This window comes from Desulfopila inferna (genome assembly GCF_016919005.1).
Classification (GTDB): domain Bacteria; phylum Desulfobacterota; class Desulfobulbia; order Desulfobulbales; family Desulfocapsaceae; genus Desulfopila_A; species Desulfopila_A inferna.
Genome location: NZ_JAFFQE010000002.1, coordinates 473,590 through 498,186, shown reverse-complemented (window position 1 = coordinate 498,186; position 24,597 = coordinate 473,590). Strand labels below are relative to the sequence as shown.

Genomic DNA, 24,597 nt, shown 5'->3' with positions numbered 1-24,597 from the left:
ATGGCAAGACTTCTTCTCACTATTTTGACGGCAACGATCATCGCTGGCTCGGCAGGTTGTGCAAAATTTGAAACTCCGGTGGACAGTTTCTATGGAACCTCCTATGAACTTGCGAGGCAGAGCCAGATTCATAATCCCGCAGCCGGAATCAGCGCCGGCCCTCCTCTCGGACTGGAGGGTAACGTAGCTGTAAAGACGATTCTCAGGTATGAAAAAGGATTTGATAAGCCAGCGCCGAAAACGAGCACCTACTCTGTCGACTCCGGCGGATTGACAATTAAATAGTTATGAATCGGGAGATCATATCATGTTGAAGTCTGAAAATGGTGCTTCCGCAGTCGAATTTGCCCTGATCGCACCGCTTCTCTTTGTCCTCACCTTCGCAATTGTCGAGTTCGGCATTCTTCTTTTTGACAAGGCGGTTATTACCAATGCCTCACGGGAAGGGGCAAGAGCGGCAATCGTATTCAACAGGGGTATTACTGAACCTTATCTTGCTTTAACAGAATCAGAGGTGGAAGCGGTTGTAAGGAACTATACCGATAATTATCTCATCAATCTTGGATCGCCTGGCAGCACCATATCGCCTCCTGCAATCCAATACATTGAGGTAATAGACAGTAACGGCGATTCTAGAACAGATATCGAAGTCCAAGTCAACTATACCTATGATTTCCTTGTTTTTCCAAACCTTTCTAACCTGATTGGCGGAGGATTCACTGGTGATATCGACTTAGAAGGAACAAGCAGAATGCGAATGGAATTAGCCAGCACCGGGGGTGTTTAGGATGCGTATCTATAGCCATATAAAGATGCACAAGGAAAAAGGAGCAACTGCAGTATATGTTGCTGTTGTACTCACTGTGCTGCTGATGTTTTCTGCTTTGGCGATTGATGTCGGTCATTTGTACGGAGTTCGCAATGAGCTGCACAACGCCGCAGACGCTGCAGCACTGGCGGGAGCAGCCAATTTATTTAATGATGACGGCTCGCTGAATAGTCAGGCGGCGATTGCTGAAGCGGAGCGTATCGCATCTTCAAACAGGACAGGTAATCAGTTGGTCGTCGAAATAACTGCAGAACCAGGACACTGGTCCTTTTCAACTAGAGAATTTACAGCAAATTTTAACACTACTCAAATAGATTGGCAGGAGCAATCTTTCGGCGATCTTGATTCGAACACCGATTTTATTAATGCCGTCAGAGTTCGGGCTGACAGATCGGATACACCCTCTTTCTTAGCACGAATTTTGGGTTTTGATCAATTCTTTGTTAGTAACGATGCCGTTGCCTATATCGGTTTTGCCGGAACTCTTTTTCCTGGAGAACTTGACCAGCCAATTGCTATCTGCCAGGAATCCATAACCGACGCTGATGGAAATTATTCCTGCAATATGGGAAGAATGTTGAACAGCGGCGGCAATGTCGCCACAAGCAACACCGGGGGCTGGACAAATTTTTCCCAGCCCTGTGGCACGGCCAGTGCCTCAGAGATGACCGACCTGGTTTGCGCAGGAGGGAATACCGAAGCGCTTAATTTTGGTAATGGAATCGGTGCAACCGGCGGAGTGCAGAACAGTACGCTTAGTGCTTTTTATGACTGCTGGCGGGCCGCAACAAACGGAGTAAGAAACTGGTCCTTAACGCTTCCTGTGGTGGAGTGCCCTCAAAATAACGTCGGTAACTGTGTGAATCTGGTTGGCGCGGTAACAGTGGATATTCTCTGGATGATTCCTCAGAACGATCCCCAGTATAATGATGTTCCACGGGAAATGACGGTGAACGATGATCCCACCTGGACCTGCACCGATCCTGACGGCTTTGCCTGCTGGCAGTCATTTGTCGACAACTACGGGCTTGCCAATGTCAATGGCAGGCCGGTAACTGCAGAAGATTATGAAGTGATGTATCAGAACAAGAACATCTTTTTTCTTCCAAGCTGTATAGAACATAGACCTACCGGGGTCACTGGCGGAGAAAATTTTGGTATTTTGGCTGAATATCCTTTGCTTGTGGAATGACTACAGTATAGCAAAAGTTTGAAAGTGGATAAAATTATTTAACGGCTGCATAAAAGGAACGTATGGATGCTCAAAACACGACATTATCTGTCCAGCTTGCTGTAAAAACCATCGAGGTCAGAAAGAGCCTTTCCAGGATCATTCAGAAATTTGATGGATTGACACTGGAGGAGAACACGGATTCCCCCTGGGTCGATATCCTGGTCCTGGAGATCGGCAGCAATCCCTCCGCTGAATTCGAAACCATCAAGGCACTGCTTCAGGAAAATGTTGTCGGTAATCTTTTCCTCACTTCACCAAAGACGACGGCGGATATCCTCCTGCCTGCTTTACGGGCCGGGGCCAGGGAATTTTTTACCCAGCCAATCGATGTCGAGGAGGTAAAAGCCGCTTTTCAGAAGGTAAAGGACCAGGCGCACAACCAGAATACTGTTGCCGATCAGACGGTTAACAAGGGTAAAATTTACAGCGTACTCGGGGCCAAGGGCGGGGTCGGCACGACCACCTTTGCCGTTAATTTTGCCACCAGCATTCAGGCCCGCGACAAAAATAAATCGGTCGCCCTGATCGACATGAACAGACTGGTGGGGGAGGTTCCTCTTTTTCTGGATCTGGAAACGGATACCAACTGGGAAGATATCGGCCGCAATATCAGCAGACTTGATGCCGCCTATCTGCAGAGCGCCATGGTCAGGCATTCTTCGGGCGTCTATGTGCTGCCCGCTCCCGGGAAGGTCGATACCGAAAAACTCCTGCCTGCCGGTTCACTTTTTCAGGTAGTTAAATCGATGCGCAATTTTTTTGACTATATCGTCGTCGACGGCGGCATGTATTTTGATGAGAATCTCTTCAAGATATTTACCGAATCGGAGCAGATTTACCTGGTCTCCATTCTCAGCCTGCCTTGCATCATCAATGTACGAAAGCTGCAGCAATCCGTGTTTGCGGCCAATGGTGTGACCAATGGCAGACTACGTATTATCGCCAACCGATTTGAAAAAAAGGCCCAGGTCAGCCTGGCGGAGGCCAACAAAATCATCGGAACAGATATCTCCGCCACTATTCCCAATAACTACGCTCTGTCTATGACGGCAATCAATAACGGCAAATCCATCGCCGATGTTTCGCGCAATTCCAATATCGCCAGGGCATATTCACAACTGGCCGAATCGGTGGCCGATTCCGGACTGGAAAGGGCTGGCGGTATTTTCAGCTGGTTCAGCAAAAATTAACGATCAAGAGGTAATGACTTGGAATTAGCCGAGCTCCTGAAAAATCTGGAACAATCATCGAAGTCATCTGCCAATGCAGAGGATGAATATCTCGCCGATATAGATGTATCCGATGAGTATGTCGATCTTAAGTCCAATATTCACGACAGACTCACTAAAATAATAGATCTGTCGCTCCTTGAGGATATTGAAGAAAGCCGCCTGCGCCGAGAGATAAATAAGGCCACGGAAACCGTTCTGGCTGAAGGTGATCTTGCAGTCATGCCGCTTAATGCCAAAGAGCGCAGCCGCCTTCTGCGGGAAATTGAAAACGAAGTTATCGGTCTGGGACCTTTGGAAAGTCTTATGCAGGACCCTTCGGTCTCCGATATTCTGGTTAATTCCTACAAATCCGTCTATGTGGAGAGGTACGGCAAAATAGAAAGTACCCGGGTGCGCTTCAAGGACAACGATCACCTGATGCGCATCATCGAGAAGATAGTCTCCGCGGTTGGCAGAAGAATCGATGAGATCTCACCGATGGTGGATGCTCGTCTGGCGGATGGTTCACGGGTCAATGTCATTATTCCTCCTCTCGCTCTTGACGGACCCTGCCTGTCGATCAGAAGATTTTCGGTCGACCCGCTGACCCTGAAGGATCTGGTGCTGCTCAAAACCATTACCCCGGTACTGGGTGAGCTTCTTACCTCCATCGTCAAGGCACGGCTCAATGTCCTTATCTCCGGAGGAACGGGTTCCGGTAAAACCACGCTTCTCAATGTGATGTCCCAGTTCATCTCGCCTGCCGAGAGAATTGTGACCATCGAGGATTCAGCCGAACTGCAGCTCAAGCAGGACCACGTTGTCCGTCTTGAAACCAGACCTCCGAATATTGAAGGAAAAGGGCAGATAACCCAGAGGAATCTGGTGCGCAACAGCCTGAGGATGCGGCCGGACCGCATCATCGTCGGCGAGGTTCGCGGAGCCGAGGCCGTTGACATGCTCCAGGCCATGAACACCGGGCACGACGGCTCCCTGACCACGGTCCATGCCAACACCCCGGTGGATGCACTGATGCGCATCGAGACCATGGTCAATATGGCCGGCTTCAACCTGCCGAGCACCTATATCAAAAAATTCATCAGTTCAGCCATCGATGTCGTGGTCCAGGTGGAGAGGCTGGTGGATGGCTCGAGAAAACTTGTCAGTCTCCAGGAAATTACGGGTATGGAGGGAAGTGTGATAACCATGCAGGAGATTCTCTCTTTTGAGCAGCGCGGCGTCAACGAAGAAGGCATCGTGCTGGGACAGTTCCGCGGTCACGGTGTACGGCCGAAGTTTTTCGAAAGATTCAAAAAATCGGGGATTTCTATACCGCAAGAGTTATTTGACATGGAATAGGCTCCTCTGACTTTGCAACAGGTGAACAATGAACATAGTTTTAACCGTCGCTCTCTTTTTTCTCATCCTTATCGTTTTTGAGCTGCTCTATTCGCTCTTCAAGCAGCCGGACGGACGCTCGATCGGCGGAGCTGTGGAGCGATACTCTTCCAACTCGATGCCGGAAGAGGAAATCGATATCCTCTATTATAGAAAATTCAGCGATATTAAAGTATTGAATACTTTCCTGTCGGCTATTCCAGCCGTCGGGAAACTCGATGAGCTGATGCAGCAGGGTGGGGTAAAGACCCTCGCCGGTATTTATATTCTGCTAATCCTGGTCGTTGGAGCAGTGCTCTTTCTTCTCTGCGGACTGTTCAATTATCCCCTGCCGTTGAGCTGTATCATCGTCGTCATCGGCATGCTGCTGCCCTATTTCTATCTGCTGTATCGACGCAAACAGAGACGGGCCCGGTTCGAGGTTCTTTTCCCGGATGCCCTTGATCTTATGGGATACTCACTGAAAGCCGGGCATTCGATACTTTCCAGTTTTAAGATGGTGGCCGAGGAAATAGCCGACCCGGTCGGCGAGGAATTCGACCGGGTGGTTGAAGAGATCAACTTCGGCAGAGACCTAAATTCCTGTTTGAGAAATTTTTCCCGAAGAATTGATTCACTGGAGCTGCGATTTTTCGTAACCTCCGCAATTATTCAACGAGAGACCGGCGGTAATCTCGTTGAAATGCTGGAAAAAATTTCCGAGGTTATTCGCAAGAAATTCCGCTTCCGTGAAAAGGTGAAGACGATGAGCGCGGAAGGCAAACTTTCGGCGATAATCCTGCTGGCCCTGCCAATCTTAACCGGAGCGGCCATCTTTGTCCTCAATCCCGAGTATCTTATGATTTTACTCAATGACCCGATCGGCCCCTATATCATTATCACGGCTATAGCGATGATGGCTGTAGGTTCATTTATCATGTATAGACTGGTGCAATTGGACGTATGACTATTTTTATGGAAAATACACCCCTGATTCTAGCCGGAGTGAGTTTTTTAGCCATACTCTTTCTTTCTTTAGCTCTTTCTTCTTTTTTGTCCACCTCCAGCAAAAAAAGAGCATTTGTAGAACGGATAGAAAAGATGAGCAGCGGCGAACAGGGAAAGACATCTTCCGGCTCAGACGATCGGGCACCGGGGAAAAAGGGCCTTTTCGCCCGGTTTGGCAAAGGTAAAGAAGGAACTTCGACGGAAATTTACACCGACACCCCTCTTTTTTATCAGTGGGCCGGCATTTATAATAAGTATTCAATACGCTACTATCAGACACTGCGATATATTCTCCTCCTGGCGCCGCTGCTGCTACTGGCTGTCTCCCACTTTATTTACCTCCGCCCTTTTAACAGCACTCTGCTACTTGGGGCTATTGCCGCCGGCTGTGTCGGATTTTTTCTGCCAGTTCTCTGGCTGCGCCTGGTCGGAAAATCCCGAAACAAGGAATTAAACAGAGCCTTCCCCGATGCCATGGATCTCCTCATGGTCTGCGTGGAAGCCGGCATGGGGATCGATTCCGCAATTCGCCGGGTTTCTCAGGAAATACATATAACAAGCCCCGAGCTGGCCAAGGAATTCAAGATCCTCTCGCTTGAGTTGAAAACGGGAAAATCGCGCAATGAATGCCTCAAAAATCTTGCCCGCAGATCAAATCTTCCCGATGTGGACAATCTGGTAAATCTCCTTATCCAGGCAGATAAATATGGAACAGGAGTGGCCAATGCCTTAAGGATTCATGCGGATGAGATGCGGCAAAAACGCTACAGCAGGCTGGAAGAGATGGCCGCCAAGCTGCCTATCAAGCTGGTTGTTCCTTTGATAGTCTTTATTTTTCCGGCAATGTTTGTCGTTATCGCCGGATCGGCCGCCATTCAGGTGTTTCGCGTACTTATACAGGGGTAGATAAATGATTATGCAATCAGCTGCGAGCCCAATAATGTATTTTATGAAAACCAGGCTGCTCGTTCTGTTTCTCCTTTGCCTGTTTTTCAGCGGATGCAGCTTTCATACCAACCAGCTTTCCTACTTTAATATGCTGGATGATGAAAAAATCACGTTACAAAACCGGGAGGCTGCCGAGAAATTCTGGTCGTCCATACGACGGATTGACACGCTCTCGGCAGCGCATTATAAACTGGGGCGCTACTACCAGCAGCAGGGAGAATATGATAAAGCTATCGTGGAATTTTCCAAGGCAGTGCGTAATGATAGAGACTTCTGCAAGGCCTACAACGGGTTGGCCATGTCCTATGATGGCCTGAAACGTTGCGATTTGGCACATCGGGCATACCAGCAGGCCATACAGTGCGATCCGGAGCTGCCCTATATCTACAATAATTTTGCCTGCTCCAGTCTTCTTTGCGGTGATTCCAAGCGAGGAATAGCCCTGCTGCGCAAAGCTCTCGATATGTCGGAGGGCAATGTCCGTATCGGCAATAACCTCAAACTGGCCATGGCGGTCATCGAAAGAGAAAAGATAGCCGATAATCACTCGCGAAAAGCCTCTCTGCAAACATTGGCCGGCATGGATTCAACTCCGGATTCCTCCTTCCGGAAAGACACGCTGGAGCCATCATTAAAGTTTTCTAATCAACCGGAACCTGTTATACAGAATGATTTGAATTCAAAGCCGGTTTATAGCAAGAGGCTAAAACCAAAGGCCTTGGAGGAAGCCGGGCACGGGCCGGCAGCAGAAGCTGCAGAAACTGCGTTCATACCTCCGACAGCCGGGAAAGAGAACACCGCAATTCTCACTCTTGCCCCGAAAACCACCACCAGGATCGAGGGCGATGGCAGCGCAACCGCCCCGCTGACTCTTGCTGATGTAGCCTTCGAGGTATCGAATGGCAATGGAGTTACCGGCATGGCAGGCCGCAGCGCTGACTATCTGCGCGATCACGGCTTCAGCATCCGCCGGATAACCAATGCAGACCATTTCCGCTTTACAGAGAGCATCATCTATTACAGGAAGGGATATCTGCAGGCGGCACAGGAACTTGCCGGGGTTATCCCCGGTGCTCAGGATCTTCGGGAAGTTGAAGATCTCGGGAGATCGTATATCGGTGTAAGGCTTTTGTTGGGACGGGATCTGATAAATATGCATTTCCCGGATGACTACTATTACAGGCAATTGGCTCTGGCAAAGCGTTAAAAAAATTATCTTACCCATGAAACTCTAGTTTCATGCTACCTGCCTTGGAGATGACACAGAAGCCCATTTTAACAGTCATTCCGGACTTGATCCGGAATCCAGAAGCATCAAAGAACGATGGATTCCGGATCAAGTCCGGAATGACGAAACTAACACATTCCCGAATATTCTTGGTGATTTGCCCGAATGACAAGTATCTTTGGCTGAATTTTATTGGAAATTATAAAAATTATGCAGAAAGTTGCAGGCAACCTTAATTGTGTAGACAAGCTGATCACGGCATTATTGCAAACTGCATTGTTTCTTGGAGCCATTCTGGTATTAAGCAGCTGCTCCTATCTTCAGCAGAGCGGCAGCGCAGATCTGGACAGGCAGATAGAACGTCAACAGGCCCAGCAGGAGATGATTGCGGAGCCCTCTTCCCGAAGGGATATGGAAGAAATGACGGTTTCCGAGTCTGAAGAAATGGGAGATCGTTATTTGCGCCGGGGTGATATAAACAAAGCCTATTTCCATTATATCAAAGGGCTGGCAAAAGAGCCTGATAATGTGTCCCTTCTTCACAAACAGGGGGCACTGCTTTTAAAGAAAAAGCGATATGGTGAGGCCGAGGCAATATATAGTAAACTACTGAATCTTGACGGCAAGGATCCCAGGGCTTTTGAAGGCCTGGGGAGAGTAGACTTTGGTTTGGGGAATTTCAAGGAGGCCGAGTCGAATTTTCTTGAGGCGCTGAAAATTGATCCTGAACTGTATCTGTCTCATCAGTATATGGGGCTGATCTACAGCAGGAAGCAGAATTTTGATCAGGCGATTTATCACTTTCAGAAGGCTCTGGCGGATAAGCCGGGCGATGTCGGGATCAGCAACAATTTAGCAGTCACCTATTACCTGAACGGCAATTTCAAAAAGGCGGTAGCTCTCTTCAGGGAAACGGCGAGGATTTCAAATGACAGGAAAATCTATAACAATCTTGCCCTCGCCTATTTTCAGCTCGGCCTCTATGAGGAAGCGCTGGAATCCTTTAGGCGCGGATCCGAAGACGAATCGGCAGCCTACAACAACATGGGGTATGAATTTCTGTCCACCAGGCAATATACGAAGGCAATTAAAGCATTTGAAAAAGCCATCGAACTTCACCCCAGATTCTATTCCTCCGCCCAGAAGAACCTGAGCATCGCCAGGCAGGAACTGGCAAAGATCGGCGGAGATTCGTAAAAAGACAGCCAGGTTTCATCAGAGACGGTCAATGCCGCTGCAGGAAAGCAAAAAAGCTTCCGCAGCGGCATTTTTCATGATTGGGCTAAGCTTTTTCACATCAGTCCAGAACCTTGTATGTGCATATCTTGCAGGAAACATCCTCTTTTTTAAAATATACGGTGTTCTCCATGGAGAGAAGCTCCCACTGGTTCTGCTGCTCCAGCTCTATCATGTGCTGCCGGTAGCCGTAGTCCTCGTAGGCTCCTTCCCTGATGGTGAAACAGATAATGCCGCCGGGCCTGGTGATGCGGATCAGCTCATCGAAGGCATTGGCCTTGACATGACCGTAGGTGAATGTTCCCGTACAGACGACGGCATCATAGCTGTCCTCCACGATGTCGATCTGTTTACTCAAGTCAGCCTGGATATGCTGCTGATAGATATTTTTCCGCCTGGCCTCTTCCAGCATTTCCCTGGAATAATCGAGGGCGTCCATGGTGGTGTATCCCCGTGCCGAGAGTTCCTCTCCTACCAGTCCGGTGCCGCAGCCGGCATCGAGAATGCGGGCGCCATGGCTTTCCAGTACGTTGTCGAGCGCTTCGGCTGAGGCAACATGGGCGACATAGCCGAAACGACCGACGGTATCGTTTTCATAATCCGATGCCCAGTCTTTATAGGCATCCATGAGTTGTTCGTGATTTTTTGCGGTATATACTTTGTCGAGTGTCTTGTTGTCACTGACCATTTTTTAACCTCCCTTACAGAATATGAACTTCAATGCAACTGCTGCGGCTATCAGAGAACCTGATAGGTACAGAATTTGGCGGTCACATTTTCCTTGACCAGATAATCTTCTTCGCGGAGTTCCTGCAGCTGCCATTTCTCGGTAGCTTCCATTTCCAGCATTTTCGTGCGATAGCCATATTCCTGGTAGGCGCCGTCGCGGATGGTGAAGCAGATATGCCCGCCGGGACGGGTAACGCGCACCAGCTCGTCGAATGCGTGGGGACCGACATGGGCGAAGGTGAATGTGCCCACGCAGATGGTGGCGTCATAGCTGTTGTCGGCAATGGCCAGCCTGCCGTTCATGTCTTCCTGGTAAAGCTTTCTGTAAACCTCTTTCTTTTCGGCTTCACTGAGCATGTCGGCTGAAAAGTCCATGGCGTCGACATTCTCGTAGCCCAGCTTGTCGAGGATCTCTCCTACAAGTCCGGTACCGCATCCGGCATCCAGCACCCGGCTGTCCTGGGACTCCAGGTGGAAATCCAGCATATCCGCCGCCACCTTGGGCCCGACATAGCCCATTACCTCCAGGGTATCATTGTCGTAAAGGTGCGCCCATTTTCCATAGGCCTCAATGAGTTCCTGCGGAGTTTTCGCTTCATAGGTGGCTTTCCACAGCTCCGGTGTTTCCTGGTTCATGGTTTCTCCCTTTCTCTGGGGCGAAGTGGAACAGCGCACTGCACCACTTCACCGGTTGTATGGTTTCGGCATGTTATCCCGCCGGCGACGGGGCCGGTTAATAGCGATAATGCTCGGGCTTGTAGGGACCTTCAACCGGTACACCGATATAATCGGCCTGGTCCTGGCTCATTTCGGTAAGGATGGCGCCCAGCTTATCCAGATGCAGCCGTGCCACCTCTTCATCCAGCTTTTTGTCGAGGGTGAAGACTCCGACTTCCCGGGTTTTGCGATTCTGCCAGAGATCGATCTGGGCCAGAACCTGGTTGGTGAAACTGTTGGACATGACAAAACTGGGGTGGCCGGTGGCGCAGCCCAGATTGACGAGTCTGCCTTCGGCCAGCAGGTAAATGGAGTGGCCGTCGGGGAAGGTGTATTTATCTACCTGCGGTTTGATCTGTACCTTCTTGATGCCAGGCCAGTCGTTGAGTTTATCAACCTCTATCTCGTTATCAAAATGACCGATGTTGCAGACAATAGCCTGGTCCTTCATTTTGCTCATATGTTCGGCTGTGATGATATTCATATTACCCGTGGTGGTGACAAAGATATCCGCCGTATCCAGGGCATCCTCAACCCTGCACACGGTGTAGCCTGCCATACAGGCCTGCAGCGCGCAGATAGGGTCAACCTCGGAGACCAGTATCCGGCTTTTCTGGCCGGCCATGGATTCTGCGGAGCCTTTGCCGACATCGCCGAAACCGCAAATCATCGTGGTCTTGCCGGCCAGCATCACATCCATGGCGCGGCAGATGGCGTCCACCAGTGAATGACGGCAGCCATAGACATTGTCGAATTTTGACTTGGTCACCGAATCGTTGACGTTGATGGCCGGCACCAGCAATTGTCCTTCCTTCTGCATATGGTAAAGACGATGAACACCGGTGGTGGTCTCCTCGGAAACGCCTATCCATTCCTTGACTGCACGATGCCAGAAGGTTTTATCGCTGCTGTAGACTTTCTTGAGAAGCTGATGGACGATCTGCACCTCTTTGTTGTCAACGGCAATCTCCAGGAGCGAGGGATCCTTTTCCGCCGCATATCCTTTATGGATGAGCATGGTGGCGTCGCCGCCATCATCCACTATCAGCTGCGGAGTTTTCCCGTCCGGCCAGGTTACGGCCTGCTGCGTACACCACCAGTATTCCTCGAGAGTTTCGCCTTTCCAGGCAAAGACAGGGATGCCGGCTTCGGCAATGGCCGCGGCGGCATGGTCCTGAGTGGAGAAGATATTGCAGCTGGCCCAGCGCACATCGGCTCCCAGAGCCACAAGTGTCTCTATCAACACGGCGGTCTGCACGGTCATGTGCAGACTTCCCATGATCCGTACGTCCTGCAAAGGTTTCTGCGGACCGTATTTTTCCCTGGTGGCAATGAGTCCTGGCATTTCCTGCTCGGCAATTTCAATTTCGCGACGTCCCCAGGCGGCCAGGGTGATGTCGGCAATCTTATAATCATTTTCCTCGGCTGAACCCGCCTTGGAAGCTTGCGATGTTTCTGATAACATTCCTACTCCTTTATATTTTGAACTTTTTCGATATTTTTCTGGTTTTACTGTCGTATTAAAGTTTTAAGCTACCTGTCTGACTTTAAGTCCCAGAGCCTGCTGCAGGGCGTCGCTCTTGTCCGTCTTCTCCCAGGAGAACTTGTCTCTGCCGAAATGACCGGCCACCGAGGTATCCCGATAACTCCAGCCTTGGGGCTGCATAAGCTGCAGATCTCTGATAATCGCTGCCGGCCTGAAGTTGAAGATTTCTTCTGATTCCAGCACGGTCTGAATTTTCTCGTCGGAAACTTTGCCCGTGCCGAAGGTATCGACATTGATGGACAGGGGCCGGGCGATACCGATGGCATAGGCTACCTGGATCTCGCATTTTTCGGCAAGACCGGCGGCGACGATATTTTTCGCGGCATAACGGGCGTAATAGGCTGCGGAACGGTCCACCTTGGATGGATCCTTACCACTGAAAGCACCGCCGCCATGACAGCCTACGCCGCCATAGGTATCAACGATTATTTTTCTGCCGGTAAGCCCGGCGTCGCCGTGAGGGCCGCCTATGACGAATTTGCCGGTGGGATTGATGAAGTACTCGGTGTTGTCGTCGATAAGGCCCGAGGGCTCAAGGAGATCGCGGCTTACGTCAATGATATCCTCACGAACCTTTGACAGAGGCACCTCGTCGGTCTGCTGTGAAATAACCACATTGGTGATGCGCACGGGAACACCATCCTGGTGGAGGACCGATACCTGGGTTTTGGCATCGGGACGCAGATAGGCGATATTTTTTTTCTTGCGCAGATTCTGAAGGTGTTCCAGCAGCTGGTGGCTGTAATGAATGGGAGCGGGCATCAGCGAGGGTGTGGCTGTGGTGGCGTATCCGAACATCATCCCCTGATCGCCGGCACCCTGCTCCTTGAAGAGTCCCTCGCCTTCACTGACCCCTTGGGAGATATCGCTGGATTGAGAGTGGATATGACAATCGTAGTTAAAGGTCTCGCTGGAAAAGAGAAGTTCTTCCCTGTCATACCCGATTTCCCTGACAACCTGGCGCGCAACCTTTTCCGGATCGATATTATCCCAGCCGCTGCAGGTAATTTCTCCAAGGTTGATGAGGAAATTTGTGGTTACCGCCGTTTCGCAGGCAACCCTGCTGGCAGAGTCTTCTGCCAGGCAGGCGTCAAGAATGGCGTCTGAAACCTGGTCACAGACTTTGTCCGGATGTCCTTCACTTACAGACTCGCTGGTAAATACGTGCTTATTCCGTAATTTGCTCATAATTTTTCATTCCCTTCTGTTTGCTGGTATTGTTTACCCGTAATTTCAGTGATATGGAGGCCAAGTTCTGGGTTATGCCAGACATGCAAACTCCCGTTCCGGGTTGGTATCGGTGAAAAACGTAAAAGCAAGAGCAAAAGCCATACCAGGAAGAGGTTGTTGTTGAAGCAAGGGAGTCAAAGGGTTTCCCCGCCGTTGTTTTCAATGGGGAAAAAATCTTTGGCGGCCATGGCGAATCATGGTGGAGGGACTTATTGGCTGCTGAGACCACCTGGATGGGCAAAATAAAACCACTTGTTTCGGAAAAATGGAAATTATGGGCAATTTATGCTCATAATGATTTTGAATCATAATGGATGAATCGTCACTGAAGGTTTTCTGATTCTTTTGTATAGCTGGTACTTGCGTTATTTATATAGGGATGTTTAACTGTGCCGCTGATACGCGGCAATACTGCGAGGTGTAGTAGGAAATAAGCTATGTGCAATATTTACACATGCTAAGAAATGTTCCCATCTGTTCCTGCATTCGGAGGCTGCCGAAATCCAAACAGTTCGTTCTTGTGGTACGCGGTTAGGCGGGGCAGAAACTGTCGCCGCTGTTTCAGTCCCAAAAAAGCAGGGCGGACATTCAGCCGAATTTCAATGGCCGGGAAAAACTATGGAATGCTTAAATGACGGGAAGATCAAAATAATCTGTGTCGACGAAGGCCGCGGCCTGGCCCGGCAGGCGATGAACATATTCACCGAAGAACGCTTCACCTTTGCCTATGAGCGCAGCCTGGAAGAGGTCGGAGACCGCTTTGAAAGAGAAGCATTCGATTTGATGCTTTTTTGCAGTTCTGTTGCCTATCATCAGCCGCAGGATGCGCTGGATATCCTGGAATTGATTTGCGCCAAATGTCCAGGTACTCCCATTCTGTTCTTCGCTCATCCGGGAAAACTCAAAATTGCCCATCAGGCACTGCGCGTTGGGGTCTTCCACTACTCGGTATTGCCGGTCACCGATGAGGAGCTCAAACTGCTCATTGAAACCGCTCTGGAGAGAAAACCCCAGCTTGGTTTAAACATGATGTTGCGCACCGAGGTGGAAAAAACGACCTTCGAAAGTATGGTGGGGCGTTCTACGGCCATGCGCCAGGTGTACCGGCAGATTCGCCAGGCGGCCGCCACGGATATTCCTGTCCTGCTCTCAGGAGAAACAGGAACGGGAAAAGAACTCGCAGCTCTTGCCATTCATGAATTGAGTGCCAGAGCAAAAGAGGCATATGTGCCGGTCCATATCGGTTCTCTGCCCACCGACCTGGTTGCCAGTGAACTCTTTGGGCATGAACGCGGCGCCTTTTCCGGAGCGACTTCCCAGCGCAAGGGATGCTTTGAAGTCGCAGAAGGCGGCACCGTTTTTATGGATGAGATTGCCACTATCGATGAAAAAATGCAGATCAGCCTGCTGCGCCTCCTTGAAACCAGCGAGTATTGCCGGATCGGCAGTCAGGAGAGCATACCGGTGAATGTCAGGATGATTGCCGCCTCCAATGCCGATCTTGCCGAGGAAATCCGCAAGGGCAAATTTCGGGAAGATCTCTACTATCGGCTCGATGTCCTCCATATTGCCATGCCACCGCTGCGGGAGCGCCATGGGGATATTCATCTGCTGGTGGATCATTTGATAAAAAATGCCAGTGATACCTTTCAGAAATTCATTCGCGGCATTTCGCCCGGTTTTATCAGCTGCCTCGAATCATATCCATGGCCGGGGAACGTCCGCGAACTGAAAAACGTAATTCAGCGCTCGGTTATTTCCTGCACTGGAGACATTCTCGATATCCCTCAGCTGCCTCCCCGCATCAGTCAGTATCGCGACAAGGATATCAAGATGACTATTCGGGTAGGCATGACCATCGAAGAGGTGGAGAAAGAACTGATAGTGCGAACGCTCGAACATGCGGGACATAACCGCTCCCGGGCCAGCGATATTCTGGGGATATCACGGCGCTCGCTGTATAATAAGATGCAGCGCTATGATATTTACCGCCCAAAATAAATCTATCTGATCATCCAAGGAACCAGCATCTTCCGGCCCAGGTCCGGACTGCTCTTTTCATCGGCACGCCATAAACCCGTGACCATGGGGAAGGGAACAATCTGTAAGGCACTAAAATGAGCCATAGACACTTGCTGATAATGCTCCAATAATGCACCGAAAAGTGTTATCTCGTCATTCCGGATCCGTCGGAACCGGAATGACGATAAGTGGATTTTGGTAGGATCTTCACTCCCGGCTGTTTGAAACCTGGACTCGTCTTTGAGTGACAAAGAGTGGTAAGAGCATCAGCGAGCAGTCTCAGTGGTATTGAGGTTGTGCATTTCGGTGCGAAGATCGATAATTTCCTTTTCAAGCCGGGCAAGCTCACCTGCAGAGGTTGCGGGATTACGTGAGGCTTCAGATAATTCAAAGTACTTATTATGCATTTCTTTGCGCAGGGAAGCGGTTGCATCAAGAAAATCACGGTCATGCCGCATTCCGGTATCATAATTACCGAATCCCCGGCAGCCGCCATAGGACATGGCTCCATGAGGTACCGCTCCATCCGGTCCTTGCATATACATCCCGGTCTGCATGTGATTTCCCGCACCAAACATATGATGGCCGCCGTTTCTAAAGAATTCGTTGCTGTGCCCGTAGGCTAAACCGGCGATAAGCATAATTGCCGCCGTTCCTAAAATTACCTTTTTCATAATTCCTCCTGTTGATTTTAAAGAGTTGGTTGACATTTGCTGTATGGATTGCATTAGCCGTGCCATTTTGGAAAACTTCAGTTTTTGGCTTAACTGTTTGAATCAATAAGAAAATTCAACATATGCAAAAGAAGGTGGTTCGGTTCTTTACTGAAGTGCCCAAATTTTGGACGGCAAATTGCAAAAATAAGGAGATAAGTGTCCAGAGATTGGAGAGATAAAGAGAGCCCTGGGGAAATAATTGCGCTGACTTTCCGCTTAAAGCTGAAGCAAGAATTTTTTATCGTAGAATATTCGGGATCGAGCCGCCAATGGCATAAAGCAGTTTCTTGTATTGATACAGGTCATTGAAAAAAAGGTGGCGGCGCCCGTGTTTTGGCAGGTGTTTCAGGAGCTTCGCCGGCCTAGAGCGTCTTTTAAGGAAGGATAGACATTGAGGAAGGTGTCAAAGCCGGAAATCTCGAATACTTCTCGTATATGATCCTGCATCCGGCAAAGGACGAAGTCTTCATTTTTGCCCTTTAAAAGCTTGGAGGTATTTAAAATAAGACGCAGGCCCGCGCTGGATATATAATCCAGATGTATCATATCAAGGATAACTCCATGATGATCGAACTCCAGCTGCTTTTCCAGGAATTGTTCCAGCTCCGTTGAGGTGTGTGAATCAAGCCGCCCTGATACGGCAATTATCAGATATTCGTTTTCAGCTGTTTTTGAAATTTTCATTTTTTATGTCACGTAATGCTGAAGTGGTAATCCCGCATGTTACCGGAAAAAAGGAGTTTCTGCCGCATTAAGTTCCGGGGGCCTGTCAGAGAAGAGACATTCTGTCTCGGCTCGGGTAAGCACCTGACGGGCATAAACTCCGACCATTCACGGATAACTCCTAGGAGCCTGTCGGAGTATGCCCTTTTGGTCCATATCTTCGTTATTTCCAGAAAATCAATGCTCGCAATATCAATTATATGGCTGTGCTTGATTTCCTGAAAATGCCTCGATCTGAACCAAAATGCCTATACTCCGACAAACTCCTAGCGTAATTTTTTGGTGAGCGTTGTCTGGTTCAATCCCTTAAGTCTCTTGTAAGCAATTGTATCCGTATATCTTTTGACCAGCATGAGGCCAAGGCCGCCGGCCTTTCGTTTCTCAAGGGGCAGACGGGTATCGGGTGCCGCAACAGCGGTGGGTTGAAAAGGAATACCGTTATCCCTTATAATCATTTGTAAAAGATCATCTTCGCAAGTGGCTTCAATTTTTATGAACAGGTCCTCGGTTTCCGGATTATATTCGAATATATTTGTACAAACCTCATCCAATATCAAGTTAATTTCAAAAATATCACGATGGTTAAGGTGAAAAAGCGTCTTGAATTCCATAGATTTCTCTTCCAGCACCTGCTGATAACGGTCTTTTCTGGTAAGAGCGATTTTTATGGTCATAGCGGTTTCAAGGGAGTAACTCTTTCATTATCATAGGTTTTCTCTCACTTCGGCAACTTCGATAAATTTTGACGCCATCATCACTTTGTTTTTTCGGAAATGAGCTGTTTCAGAAATTTTCCCTGATCGATGAGCTCGCTGTATGATCCTATTTCGACGATTCGTCCATCTTTCATTACTGCGATTTTGTCATAGTTGTCGATAATGTCCAGTCTGTGGACTACTGCGACAACGGTGATTCTGTTGCGCCATTTGGTCATCCTCATTCTTTCTATCCGTGTCTGCGACGTGTTGTCAAGGGCTGAAGTCGCTTCATCCAGGATGAGAAAATTAGCCCTTTTGAGAATTACCCGGGCAATGGCTAATTTCTGGCGCTGACCGCCTGACAATTTTACGCCCTGGCTGCCGACATTGTAGTGGAGTCCGAGTTGTGTGACAGTTTCCAGACAATCTTCCTCAATCAGTAATTGCACGACAGCCTGGTTTATCCTTTCCTGATCTTCGAATCTGGTCGAAATGATTTTCCCGAAAAATATATTGTTGATTATGGATTGATCGTCCAGATAGGTTTCCGAAGGGCAACCGCTTTGAGGATGATCATAGAATTCAAGTAATTCAGAGAGGTCGTCCCGGTAATTCCGCAGGAAATTTTTTCTCATCTTTATTACTTTTGTTGTGAAATCCGTATCCCCGGCAGGTGGTCTTGTATCTAGTCCGAAGCGGAGAACGTCAACAAAAAGAGCACTATTCTGCAGTGCCTCGATTTTGTCGTCGAGAGAGGGGAGCGGATGATCTTCGAGGGAGTATTTCGCATTATGGGCATACAGCAGATTATCTTCTAACGTCCCTGTAAAAATAAAGGGGTGCTGGGATACGAAACCGATATTATTGACTACATACGATTTACTCAAATCCGTAAGATCAAAACCATCAAGGAATATCGAGCCCGGCGGACAACTCTGCAGGTTGCCGATGCATTTGGCCAGAGTGCTCTTGCCGCTGCCCGAAAAACCAACCAGGGCAAGATGTTTCCCTTTCTTCAGTGTAAAAGAGATATCCTTGAGCAGGAGGTGCCCGTCATCTGTCCGAAATGAAAGATTGGCAAGAGTGAGATCTCCCAGCAATGGCGGTAAGCCATCGTCGTCCTGCGAGAAATTAACTTCGCTGTCGATGTTGAAATGATCGGTGGTTTTTTCATATCTGATCTGAGCATCTTTATAAAGCTGGTAATAGTCAATCAGTTCTTTCCAGGGATCATACAGTTTTTCCTGGGCAGAGAGAAAAGCAACCAGTGCCCCAAGTTCCAGTTCTCCCTCAATGGCGAGATATCCACCCAGGATAAAGACGATAAACGGCCCCAGGCTGACGAAAAGATTATTGGTGGATTTGATACCGTGGCGGAGAAGAGACCAGTGGATCCTGACCTTTTTCAACTTTTCAATCAAAGATGCGAAGGCTTTGTTTTCTTCGATGAAGGACCCATGAGCATGAATTTCATTGATTCCTGAAATTGTTTCGGCAATTTTGCTTGATGTCGTTCGCGATATGTCAACACGCTGTTTGTTGGCGAGATTCGCCTTTTTCTGCAGCTTCGGCAAAAGAAAAATCACAACAGGATAAATTGCCAGCGTTGCCAGCGCCAGTTTGGCGTTGAGCCAGATGAGATACCCGGCTAATGCGGCAAGAGTGAGGATGTTGGTCAAAGGTACGGCAACGGCCATACCGGAAAATGTGCCTATGGTGCTTAATTCACCGATAATGGACGAAACCACGAATCCCGGCTGGGTCTTGCGGAAGAAGCTCAGCGGCAGAGAAATGACATAGTTGTAGAGCGATTGCCTCATGGTGCTCATGGCACGTTCGCCGATAAATGTCTGCGTGGTATTGATGGCGAACTTCAATGCATTTGAGCTGATGATTGCCGCGAGATAAATAATACAATAAAGATAAAGATTATCATAGCTGCGCAGCATGATCGATTCATTGATAATGCGTTTCTGTATTTCCAGAGGGGCAACGCGGGCAACGACAACGAGAATGACCAAAAGAACAAGAAGAAGCTGGAGCCAGCCATTGCCATGCAGAGCCCAGTGAAAAAGCGGCTTATCGCTGAAATTTTCGACAATCTTCCTGGTGTTTCGTCGTCGGCGCAAAATTTATCCTTTTTCGTTCAATTCAGTGGAGATCGGCCTCTTTTGTGTTTTGAATTTGCAATAAATGTTCCGCTATTTTGTTGTTGCAAAGTGCAGAGAAGAGAAATGAGCAAAAGCGTTGGGTTTTCTTTCGTCAGCACAACCTATCGGATTGCCGCAAATGAATTGTGAAAGGGTTGGTTGGCCATTTCTGCTGCAGGGACAGTTTTGTCATGTCCTTTAATCAAAAGGATTTTTTATAACCAGTAAGATTCAACCAAAGAAACTTAAATTATGGGTAAACCATCAAGAATATTCGCGGAATATGTTTGTGTTGTCATTCCGGTCCCAAATCGGAGTCCAGGATGACGGTAAAAATAGGCTTTTGTAAAATCTCCTGGGCAGGCAGCATGAAACTAGCTGAGTTTCATTGCTAATCAGAAAGAATTTGTCTACCGACCAGTCACGGTGTTGACCAAAGTATGTTTAATCCGGCAGAGCGCACATATTTGATTTCTCACCGGCTGACCATGTCTTAAATCTGTACAGTGAAGCTGAGCCAGGAAAAGCAATATTTTCAAAAGCTCTCCAGTGCTTGTCCATAATTTGAAGTAATGGAAAAAATTCGCTGGTAAAACCTGTTGTTATTAGAGCCAAACACACTTCAGTGGTTGGTGGCATGATCGATGCATAACTCCTTCTCAATGACAATATCTATGGAAAAACGGGAGCTAGGAGAGTTTGAAATGAAAAAGTGTATTGATGTATTCTCGGTATTCATGCCGCTGCTCCATTTTCATGGTAAGGAGCACAGGATAGTCAGCTCGCATCATATTACGGATAAATATTAAAATGATTACATTCCGCTTTAAATCTTTGCAGCAGAAGATCGTCGTGCTTGTGCTGATCCCGACATTTCTCTTTCTCACGGCCATTGGATGGGGGGGCTATGTGTTTGCCAGAAAAGGATTATTGACTCAATGGAGTGAGACGGCCATAGCCAATCTGCAAAAAGCCGCTCACCGGGTGGACATGCGGTTGGGTCTACCGGAAGACTTGCTGCAGAGACTCCAGTATGCATCCGGAGCGGAAATGGCTCACCTTGCGCTGCAATATACCCTGGAACAGCTTGAGGAGCTGGAAGGTGTCGCAGAGGTTGATATTACCTGGGATTCCGATACGGAAAATGGGCTGCATGCCATGGGGGGCACTGGTGGAAAGCATCACTCAGCAGGATCGCTGGAAATTTCTTCCCCTGTGTATTCCTGGGAGAAAGGTGATCAGTCGGTGGTATTAGAAAGCTCTCTGATTGAACCAGAGCACGGCGAAAGCGGCAGCATTAAGGTTGAAATTACGGTTTCCGATCTTGTCGAAGAGCTGGCCAAATCAGAATGGTGGAAAAGCAACAGAACCATGCTGATTGATATGGAGGGTAATGTGATTGCTCATTCCTCATATGAGGCTGCTCAAGCCTCGGAGCAGATAAGATCCTTCGGCGATTCTTCACTGGAAAAGCTGACACTTGCCGCGATCCAGGAAAAATCCCACGGCACGATTTTCGGCAAAGGTAATCCGCCACGGGAGATAAGCGGTTTCTATCGTCTGGCTGAGGCACCATGGTATATGGTCGTTATTGCTCCGGGTGAAACGGTGATGCAGCCTATCCTGGACTTCAGATTCTACTATTCCATGCTCTTCGCCACTGCCATCATTTTGATCATTGCCTTCATCCGTTCCATGACTTCGACAATGACCGGTTCCATCAGAAAGATATCAATAGCCGCGGAGAATCTTGCCGGCGGTGTTTTTGGGCCTCCGTTACCTGTGCGCTCAAGTGATGAGATCGGAGAGCTGACCAAAAGCTTCAACACCATGACTTCGCAGATCAGGCAGGGAATGGAACTGCAGAAATCCATGGAAATTGCCAGAGAGGTGCAGCAGAATTTTCTTCCCGGTTCCAGATACAAGGACAAGAATATAGAAATTTGTGGTGTAAGCAGGTATTGCCAGGAAACCGGAGGGGATTTTTTCGATCTGGTCCGGTATAAAAATGGACCGGAAAGGGTGGGCGCGATTGTCGGCGATGTCGTTGGTCACGGTATTGGTGCCGCCTTGCTTATGGCCTCGGTCAGGGCAATGCTGCGGGCGAGAAACGATCAACCCGGAACTCTCGCTGAGATTATCACCGATGTCAACAGGGTATTGTGCCGTGATACCGAAGCTACTTCAAATTTCGTCACGCTCTTCTATATTGCCGTTGACCCTCGGCAAAAAACCATGGAATGGGTCAGGGCCGGCCATGACCCTGCATTACTGCTTCAGGTCGGCGATCAAAAATGTACCGAACTCTATGGGAAGGGTATAGCAATGGGAGTCGAGAGCAGCCTCGAGTATGAGAGCAATCAGGTGGCGACAACAGGAAGGGATCAGCTGATTGTCATTGGCAGTGATGGTGCCTGGGAGGCCGAGAATTCTCGCGGAGAAATGTTCGGCAAAGAACGGATCAAGAGAATTATCATCGAAAACAGCAGGCTGGAGCCCGAAAAATTAATTGAATTGATCAATAGCGAGATTGATATTTTTCTGGAAGGGGTACCGCCGCAGGACGATATCACCTTTGTAGTTATCAAAATGATGATGGACTCGTAAAAAGCTCGATCTACGTCGTTGTAGATCTGAAAGGGCGATTTGCCGTACCACATGTACTGCCAAGTCACCATTTCAGATACACGCCTAGTATATCGAGCTTTCTCGAAGTCGGAGTTTATGCCCGTACGGGTGCTTATCGCAGAGTCCATCCCAGAACTTCAATGACTTTTTACGAGATTATCAATGATGACAAGCTCGCCGAAACCCATAACTATCTAAAACAACTGGATTCCGGATCGAGTCCACCTTAACTGAGAAAGATAACCAGGACGGTGATATTGTCGCTGCCTCCGCCCTGCAGGGCCAGAGATATCAATTGCTCGGCTGCCCCCTCAGGCGAGTCCGAGGCTAAGAGGACCTGCTCAATTTCTGCGTGTCCGACCTCTCCATGCAGACCATCGGTTGATAAAATGAACCTGTCGCCGTGAGCAAGTTGTATACGCTGGGTGTCAACCTGCTCGACAGGCTCGTTGGTTCCGATAGCTTGAGTCAGTTTGTTCCTGAAAGGGTGCGTCAGCGCAGCTTCCGGAGTGATGAGACCTTCTCTGACTAAATCCTGAACCAGGTTGTGGTCGGTGGTCAGTTGCTTAAGGTTCCTGTTGCGCAATCGATAAATACGGCTGTCGCCGACATGCGCTATGACCGCTTTTTCCCGTAGGAAGAGGATTGCTGAAAGGGTTGTCCCCATATCCATGCAGGGGGTATTGGTGAAGCCATGATTTCGAATCCGGTTGTCGATATCAAAAATTTTCTGCTGGAACCGTTTTTCGATGACCTCCGGTCGTTGTCTGAGGAGTTGACGATCCAGAAATCCGGAGAATTCGTCACATGCCATCCTGCTGGCGACTTCACCGCAGGAGTGTCCGCCCATACCATCGGCTATAACACAGAGAAGCTCGTCGTACCGGTCATTTACATTCGACTGCCGGGGTCCTTTTTCAATGGAATAGGCGTCTTCATTGTTCTTTCTTTTTAGACCCTTGTCGGTCAGTGCCGCATATGTAATCTGCATAAGTCTGCCCTTATTCGATACCGTACTCCTTAAGTTTATTCAGTAAGGTCTGACGGGCAATCCCCAGCTTTTTTGCCGTAGCGCTTTTATTGTTGCCGGTTTTTTCAAGTGTCGTTTTAATGACTTCACGTTCCATGTCGCGCAGGGTGAAATCTGCCTTTACAGAACTCTCGGCCGCTTGTGGCTGCACACCTTCAGGAAAAAACTGCGGCGGCAACTCCCGGGGGGTGATCTGTTCTCCCAGACAGAGTATGGTGGCTCGTTCTATAGTATTTTCAAGTTCGCGGATATTGCCGGGCCAGTCGTATTGCATCAGAAGATTGAGTGCTTCCGGATGAAAGCCTTTGATATCTTTTCTGTTTTTTACGGCATAGCGTTTAAGGAAAAATTGCGCAAGTTCGGGAATGTCTATATTTCTCTCCCGCAGCGCTGGAAGATGCAAGGGAATGACCGAGAGTCTGAAGAACAGATCCTGACGGAAGGTCCCTTCGCTGATCATGACCTGCAAATCTTTATGGGTGGCGGCCAGGAGACGAACATCTACTTTGATGGTTCTGTTTCCTCCTACCCTTTCAAACTCGCCCTCCTGGAGTATGCGCAGGATCTTGGCCTGGGTGGCAAGACTCATATCCCCGATTTCATCTAAAAAGAGGGTACCCTTATCGGCAAGTTCAAATCGACCTTTTCTCTGGCTTGAGGCTCCGGTAAAGGAGCCGGCTTCATGACCGAAAAGTTCGCTTTCCAGAAGATTTTCATGGAGTGCGGCGCAGTTGAGTTTGACAAACGCGGCGTTGCTTCTGGCGCTGTTTTGGTGCAGGGCATCGGCGATCAGTTCTTTTCCGGTGCCTGATTCCCCGGTAATCAGAACAGTCGAGTCGGTGGGGGCGACCAGCTTGAGGGTGGCAAACATTTCCTGCATGGCAGGGCTCTTGCCGATAATATTGTCAAATTGATATCTCTCGCCCAACTTCTTCTTCAACGATCTGTTCTCTTCGTCCAGTGTCCTGAAGTTGAGTGCCCTGGAGATGGTCAGTTTGAGCTCTTCGATATCCACGGGTTTGGTGATGTAGTCAAAGGCTCCTTTTTTCATGGCCTCGACAGCACTTTCAACCGAAGAAAAGGCAGTGATCACAACTACCGGAATTTTTATGCCGGACTGCAGGAGCATCGAGAGGGTGGAAAGACCGCCCATCCGCTTCATTTTTAAATCGAGCAGAATCAGATCAACTTCCTTCTCAGCCAGTATCGGCAAAACCTCATCGCCGTCCTGAGCCTCGAGAGTAGGGAATCCGGCGCTTTCCAGGTTGACTTTGAGCATGGTGCGGTGACTGGAGTCGTCATCGACCAGCAATATGGTTTCCTGTCGTTTGGCCATC

General features: G+C 48.8%; 22 protein-coding genes. 11 read left to right on the top strand and 11 right to left on the bottom strand.

The genetic code is table 11. From position 1 onward, the window contains the following. From JWG88_RS06200 to JWG88_RS06160, 9 genes are all read left to right on the top strand, one after another. Positions 1-285 (top strand): hypothetical protein, encoded by a 285-nt coding sequence (locus tag JWG88_RS06200; RefSeq protein WP_205232842.1) that lies wholly within the window; start codon positions 1-3, stop codon positions 283-285. A gap of 22 nt (positions 286-307) precedes the next feature. Continuing rightward, positions 308-787 carry a TadE/TadG family type IV pilus assembly protein gene (locus JWG88_RS06195; RefSeq protein ID WP_205232841.1) on the top strand — a complete coding sequence of 160 codons (480 nt, stop codon included), beginning with the start codon at positions 308-310 and terminating at the stop codon, positions 785-787. A gap of 1 nt (position 788) precedes the next feature. Then, on the top strand, positions 789-2,021 hold the full coding sequence (locus JWG88_RS06190) for a TadG family pilus assembly protein (RefSeq protein WP_205232840.1): 1,233 nt from the start codon (positions 789-791) through the stop codon (positions 2,019-2,021). Between the two features lie 62 nt (positions 2,022-2,083). Beyond that, positions 2,084-3,253: a CpaE/TadZ family protein gene (locus JWG88_RS06185; RefSeq protein WP_205232839.1), complete on the top strand. Its 1,170-nt coding sequence runs from the start codon at positions 2,084-2,086 to the stop codon at positions 3,251-3,253. Positions 3,254-3,271: 18 nt separating this feature from the next. Then, positions 3,272-4,633 (top strand): TadA family conjugal transfer-associated ATPase, encoded by a 1,362-nt coding sequence (locus JWG88_RS06180; protein WP_205232838.1) that lies wholly within the window; start codon positions 3,272-3,274, stop codon positions 4,631-4,633. 28 nt (positions 4,634-4,661) lie between these two features. Then, positions 4,662-5,618: a type II secretion system F family protein gene (locus JWG88_RS06175; protein ID WP_205232837.1), complete on the top strand. Its 957-nt coding sequence runs from the start codon at positions 4,662-4,664 to the stop codon at positions 5,616-5,618. 8 nt (positions 5,619-5,626) lie between these two features. Then, positions 5,627-6,565: a type II secretion system F family protein gene (locus tag JWG88_RS06170; RefSeq protein WP_205232836.1), complete on the top strand. Its 939-nt coding sequence runs from the start codon at positions 5,627-5,629 to the stop codon at positions 6,563-6,565. A gap of 34 nt (positions 6,566-6,599) precedes the next feature. Next, entirely contained in the window at positions 6,600-7,814 is a 1,215-nt protein-coding gene (locus JWG88_RS06165; protein ID WP_205232835.1) for a LytR C-terminal domain-containing protein, read from the top strand. 231 nt (positions 7,815-8,045) lie between these two features. Continuing rightward, on the top strand, positions 8,046-9,032 hold the full coding sequence (locus JWG88_RS06160) for a tetratricopeptide repeat protein (protein WP_205232834.1): 987 nt from the start codon (positions 8,046-8,048) through the stop codon (positions 9,030-9,032). Between the two features lie 100 nt (positions 9,033-9,132). Here the strand turns inward: JWG88_RS06160 and JWG88_RS06155 are convergent, their stop codons facing one another. The 4 genes from JWG88_RS06155 to metK form a co-directional block, all read right to left on the bottom strand. Then, positions 9,133-9,759 (bottom strand): class I SAM-dependent DNA methyltransferase, encoded by a 627-nt coding sequence (locus tag JWG88_RS06155; protein ID WP_205232833.1) that lies wholly within the window; start codon positions 9,757-9,759, stop codon positions 9,133-9,135. Between the two features lie 50 nt (positions 9,760-9,809). Beyond that, positions 9,810-10,436: a class I SAM-dependent DNA methyltransferase gene (locus tag JWG88_RS06150; RefSeq protein ID WP_205232832.1), complete on the bottom strand. Its 627-nt coding sequence runs from the start codon at positions 10,434-10,436 to the stop codon at positions 9,810-9,812. A gap of 97 nt (positions 10,437-10,533) precedes the next feature. Next, a complete protein-coding gene (gene ahcY, locus JWG88_RS06145; RefSeq protein WP_205232831.1) occupies positions 10,534-11,982 on the bottom strand; it encodes an adenosylhomocysteinase in 1,449 nt (482 codons plus the stop codon). A gap of 63 nt (positions 11,983-12,045) precedes the next feature. Next, positions 12,046-13,251, bottom strand: coding sequence for a methionine adenosyltransferase (gene metK, locus JWG88_RS06140; protein ID WP_205232830.1), 1,206 nt, complete (start codon positions 13,249-13,251; stop codon positions 12,046-12,048). Between the two features lie 660 nt (positions 13,252-13,911). Here metK and JWG88_RS06135 point away from each other — a divergent pair. Beyond that, positions 13,912-15,294 (top strand): sigma-54-dependent transcriptional regulator, encoded by a 1,383-nt coding sequence (locus JWG88_RS06135; protein WP_205232829.1) that lies wholly within the window; start codon positions 13,912-13,914, stop codon positions 15,292-15,294. Positions 15,295-15,296: 2 nt separating this feature from the next. Here the strand turns inward: JWG88_RS06135 and JWG88_RS21870 are convergent, their stop codons facing one another. The 5 genes from JWG88_RS21870 to JWG88_RS06115 all read right to left on the bottom strand — a co-directional run bounded on the left by JWG88_RS21870 (position 15,297) and on the right by JWG88_RS06115 (position 19,581). Next, positions 15,297-15,419 (bottom strand): hypothetical protein, encoded by a 123-nt coding sequence (locus JWG88_RS21870; protein ID WP_306793061.1) that lies wholly within the window; start codon positions 15,417-15,419, stop codon positions 15,297-15,299. Positions 15,420-15,581: 162 nt separating this feature from the next. Further along, positions 15,582-15,989: a hypothetical protein gene (locus JWG88_RS06130; RefSeq protein ID WP_205232828.1), complete on the bottom strand. Its 408-nt coding sequence runs from the start codon at positions 15,987-15,989 to the stop codon at positions 15,582-15,584. Between the two features lie 387 nt (positions 15,990-16,376). Then, a complete protein-coding gene (locus JWG88_RS06125; RefSeq protein ID WP_205232827.1) occupies positions 16,377-16,715 on the bottom strand; it encodes an STAS domain-containing protein in 339 nt (112 codons plus the stop codon). 305 nt (positions 16,716-17,020) lie between these two features. Continuing rightward, positions 17,021-17,428, bottom strand: a complete 408-nt coding sequence (locus JWG88_RS06120) for an ATP-binding protein (protein ID WP_205232826.1) — start codon at positions 17,426-17,428, stop codon at positions 17,021-17,023. Positions 17,429-17,508: 80 nt separating this feature from the next. Then, positions 17,509-19,581 (bottom strand): ATP-binding cassette domain-containing protein, encoded by a 2,073-nt coding sequence (locus JWG88_RS06115; RefSeq protein WP_205232825.1) that lies wholly within the window; start codon positions 19,579-19,581, stop codon positions 17,509-17,511. An 831-nt stretch (positions 19,582-20,412) separates the two neighbouring features. On the opposite strand from JWG88_RS06115, the gene JWG88_RS06110 reads away from it, so the two are divergent. Then, the gene (locus JWG88_RS06110) at positions 20,413-22,209 is read left to right on the top strand and encodes a PP2C family protein-serine/threonine phosphatase (RefSeq protein ID WP_205232824.1); all 1,797 of its coding nucleotides are present in this window, start codon (positions 20,413-20,415) and stop codon (positions 22,207-22,209) included. Between the two features lie 247 nt (positions 22,210-22,456). Here JWG88_RS06110 and JWG88_RS06105 read toward each other — a convergent pair whose 3' ends face one another. Together JWG88_RS06105 and JWG88_RS06100 are read right to left on the bottom strand one after the other, a co-directional pair. After that, the gene (locus JWG88_RS06105; RefSeq protein ID WP_205232823.1) at positions 22,457-23,221 is read right to left on the bottom strand and encodes a PP2C family protein-serine/threonine phosphatase; all 765 of its coding nucleotides are present in this window, start codon (positions 23,219-23,221) and stop codon (positions 22,457-22,459) included. A gap of 10 nt (positions 23,222-23,231) precedes the next feature. Then, the gene (locus JWG88_RS06100; RefSeq protein ID WP_205232822.1) at positions 23,232-24,596 is read right to left on the bottom strand and encodes a sigma-54-dependent transcriptional regulator; all 1,365 of its coding nucleotides are present in this window, start codon (positions 24,594-24,596) and stop codon (positions 23,232-23,234) included. Position 24,597 lies beyond the last annotated feature (1 nt).

Coding starts and splice junctions, on each gene's coding strand:
- JWG88_RS06120 (WP_205232826.1), bottom strand. CDS start 17,428: ATGACCATAAAAATCGCTCTTACCAGAAAAGACCGTTATCAGCAGGTG.
- JWG88_RS06100 (WP_205232822.1), bottom strand. CDS start 24,596: ATGGCCAAACGACAGGAAACCATATTGCTGGTCGATGACGACTCCAGT.
- JWG88_RS06185 (WP_205232839.1), top strand. CDS start 2,084: ATGGATGCTCAAAACACGACATTATCTGTCCAGCTTGCTGTAAAAACC.
- JWG88_RS06165 (WP_205232835.1), top strand. CDS start 6,600: ATGTATTTTATGAAAACCAGGCTGCTCGTTCTGTTTCTCCTTTGCCTG.
- JWG88_RS06155 (WP_205232833.1), bottom strand. CDS start 9,759: ATGGTCAGTGACAACAAGACACTCGACAAAGTATATACCGCAAAAAAT.
- JWG88_RS06125 (WP_205232827.1), bottom strand. CDS start 16,715: ATGAAAATTTCAAAAACAGCTGAAAACGAATATCTGATAATTGCCGTA.
- JWG88_RS06105 (WP_205232823.1), bottom strand. CDS start 23,221: ATGCAGATTACATATGCGGCACTGACCGACAAGGGTCTAAAAAGAAAG.
- JWG88_RS21870 (WP_306793061.1), bottom strand. CDS start 15,419: ATGGCTCATTTTAGTGCCTTACAGATTGTTCCCTTCCCCATGGTCACG.
- JWG88_RS06200 (WP_205232842.1), top strand. CDS start 1: ATGGCAAGACTTCTTCTCACTATTTTGACGGCAACGATCATCGCTGGC.
- JWG88_RS06190 (WP_205232840.1), top strand. CDS start 789: ATGCGTATCTATAGCCATATAAAGATGCACAAGGAAAAAGGAGCAACT.
- metK (WP_205232830.1), bottom strand. CDS start 13,251: ATGAGCAAATTACGGAATAAGCACGTATTTACCAGCGAGTCTGTAAGT.
- JWG88_RS06160 (WP_205232834.1), top strand. CDS start 8,046: ATGCAGAAAGTTGCAGGCAACCTTAATTGTGTAGACAAGCTGATCACG.
- JWG88_RS06130 (WP_205232828.1), bottom strand. CDS start 15,989: ATGAAAAAGGTAATTTTAGGAACGGCGGCAATTATGCTTATCGCCGGT.
- ahcY (WP_205232831.1), bottom strand. CDS start 11,982: ATGTTATCAGAAACATCGCAAGCTTCCAAGGCGGGTTCAGCCGAGGAA.
- JWG88_RS06175 (WP_205232837.1), top strand. CDS start 4,662: ATGAACATAGTTTTAACCGTCGCTCTCTTTTTTCTCATCCTTATCGTT.
- JWG88_RS06150 (WP_205232832.1), bottom strand. CDS start 10,436: ATGAACCAGGAAACACCGGAGCTGTGGAAAGCCACCTATGAAGCGAAA.
- JWG88_RS06110 (WP_205232824.1), top strand. CDS start 20,413: ATGATTACATTCCGCTTTAAATCTTTGCAGCAGAAGATCGTCGTGCTT.
- JWG88_RS06195 (WP_205232841.1), top strand. CDS start 308: ATGTTGAAGTCTGAAAATGGTGCTTCCGCAGTCGAATTTGCCCTGATC.
- JWG88_RS06170 (WP_205232836.1), top strand. CDS start 5,627: ATGGAAAATACACCCCTGATTCTAGCCGGAGTGAGTTTTTTAGCCATA.
- JWG88_RS06135 (WP_205232829.1), top strand. CDS start 13,912: ATGGAATGCTTAAATGACGGGAAGATCAAAATAATCTGTGTCGACGAA.